At 71.8% G+C, this 2,087-nt stretch carries 2 protein-coding genes and 1 pseudogene; 1 reads left to right on the top strand and 2 read right to left on the bottom strand.

Annotated features, from left to right (window positions below):
- A partial coding sequence (locus tag AOK22_RS37640; RefSeq protein WP_208606505.1) for an anti-sigma factor family protein occupies positions 1-460 on the bottom strand: 460 nt, incomplete at its 3' end.
- Positions 457-1,230 (bottom strand): RNA polymerase sigma factor SigE, encoded by a 774-nt coding sequence (sigE, locus tag AOK22_RS37635; protein ID WP_193433187.1) that lies wholly within the window; start codon positions 1,228-1,230, stop codon positions 457-459. The genes sigE and AOK22_RS37640, both read right to left, overlap by 4 nt.
- 327 nt (positions 1,231-1,557) lie before the next feature.
- On the opposite strand from sigE, the pseudogene AOK22_RS37630 reads away from it, so the two are divergent.
- A pseudogene (locus tag AOK22_RS37630) lies at positions 1,558-2,066 on the top strand (O-methyltransferase).
- Positions 2,067-2,087: the final 21 nt, after the last annotated feature.

The raw sequence follows: 2,087 nt of genomic DNA, 5'->3' as shown, positions 1-2,087 counted from the left end.
CCGGCTCGGGCCTGCCGACGTCGTGGATGCGGAAGCCCCGCTGCTCGCTGGGGAGCACCGCGGCGTGCGCCCCGGAGGGGAGGTACCCCACGAAGGGCTCACGGCCCACGCCGAAGAGGCCGGTCCGCGGCAGTCCCGCCGCGTCGGTGTCCCCCGTGGCGAAGCCGCCGCCGTCGCCGGGTCCCACGGGCGGCTCGGCACCACCCGCCGGAAGACCCTGGAGACGGGCGAGGAAGCTCTCGGTGGGCGGTGGCGGGGCCGCCTGCGCGAAGACGTTCTTCAGGCGACGCTGGGCGTCGGCCTCGGTCTTGCACATCGGACAGGTCGCCAGATGTGCCAGGACGCGCTCGCGCGCGTCGTGTCCCAGCTCGCCGTCCACAAGTGCGGCGAGCCGGTCCCCCAGATGCTGCTCGGCGTCGGCCAGGGGCCGATCGGCAGGATTCGACCGTGATCCACTCACGCGGTCGCGCCCCCTCCTCCCAGCGCCACGGCACCGGTGACCGCGAGCGAACGGCGCTCCGCGCGGGCCTCGGGAGACCGGTGCTGGAGGGCCTTGCGCAGCTGCGAGCGGCCCCGGTGGATACGGCTGCGGACCGTACCGAGCTTGACGCCGAGGGTCGCGGCGATCTCCTCGTACGAGAGGCCCTCGATGTCGCAGAGGACCACGGCGGCGCGGAACTCGGGCGCGAGGGTGTCGAGCGCCTGCTGGACGTCGGCGTCGAAGTGCGTGTCGTTGAACACCTGCTGCGGCGACGGCTCGCGGCTCGGCAGCCGCTCCGCGGCGTCGTCTCCGAGCGCGTCGAAGCGGATGCGCTGCTTGCGGCGCACCATGTCCAGGAAGAGGTTCGTGGTGATGCGGTGCAGCCAGCCCTCGAAGGTGCCGGGGGTGTACGTCGAGAGGGACCGGAAGACACGGACGAAGACCTCTTGCGTGAGGTCCTCGGCGTCGTGCTGGTTGCCGGTCAGGCGGTACGCCAGGCGGTACACGCGGCCGCTGTGCGTGCTGACGATCTCCTCCCAGGTGGGCGGAGTCCACACCTGCGATTCCGCGTCAGCGGCAAAGGTCGCGGTCTGAGCGGAGTCGTTGGCACGGATGCGGTCAGCGGTGTCGGTCACGGATTTCGGCTCACCCGCCAACCCGAGAAAACGCCGGAGCGCTCCTCCCCGAACCGCGGACGCAGCCGCACCTCCCCTGTCGGCTCTGGTGGTGTCCAGTGGAGCCCCTACCATAACCACCTCGCCCGTTAGCTCCGGATAAGCGTTTTTACGTGAATTTGGTACGGGCTTCTCTGCAGCTGTCCTGCCGCCGGGACGCGCCCGCTTCCGGTCTTGATCCATCCGTTACCCCCGCTGTCCTCCCACCCCCTATAAACGCCCGGTCCCATCTGCGGGTTCCCGGCCCCAACGGATACAGTCACGGCCAGGCAACCACGGGGACAGGAGAGGGCCATTACCGCCAACCGGCAGACGAGCTGGGCGTTCGCCGACGCCTTTGTCGCCGAGGACGAGGCGCTGCGCTGGGCCCGCGACCGGGCCCGGGAGGCAGGCCTGCCCTCGGTGTCGCCCGGCACCGGCGCCGCGCTGAGCCTGCTCGCCGCCACGGTTGACGCGAAAGCGGTGGCCGAAATCGGTACGGGGACCGGGGTGTCGGGCATCCATCTGCTGCACGGCATGCGGCCGGACGGGGTACTGACCACCGTCGACCCCGAGCCGGACCGCCAACAGTTCGCGCGGCCGGCTTCGCGGGCAACCGGGCCCGGTTCATCCCCGGGCGCGCCCTCGACGTCCTGCCGCGCCTCGCGGACGGCGGCTACGACCTCGTCTTCTGCGACGGCGACCGCCTGGAGTCCCTCGAATACCTCGCTGAATCGTTGCGCCTGCTGCGGCCCGGCGGACTCGTCTGCTTCGAGGGCGTCTTCGCGGACGGCCGGACGGTGGACTCGGGCCCCCAGCCGGTCGAGATCCTGCACCTGCGCGATCTCCTGCGCACCGTCCGGGAGAGCCCCGACCTGGTGACGTCGCTGCTCCCCGTGGGAGACGGGCTCCTCTGCGCCGTGAAGCGGTGATCCCGCGGGGCCCGGGCCCCG

It is taken from the genome of Streptomyces silaceus (assembly GCF_001419745.1).
Lineage (GTDB): Bacteria > Actinomycetota > Actinomycetes > Streptomycetales > Streptomycetaceae > Streptomyces > Streptomyces silaceus.
This window is presented reverse-complemented; position numbering and strand designations above follow the sequence as displayed.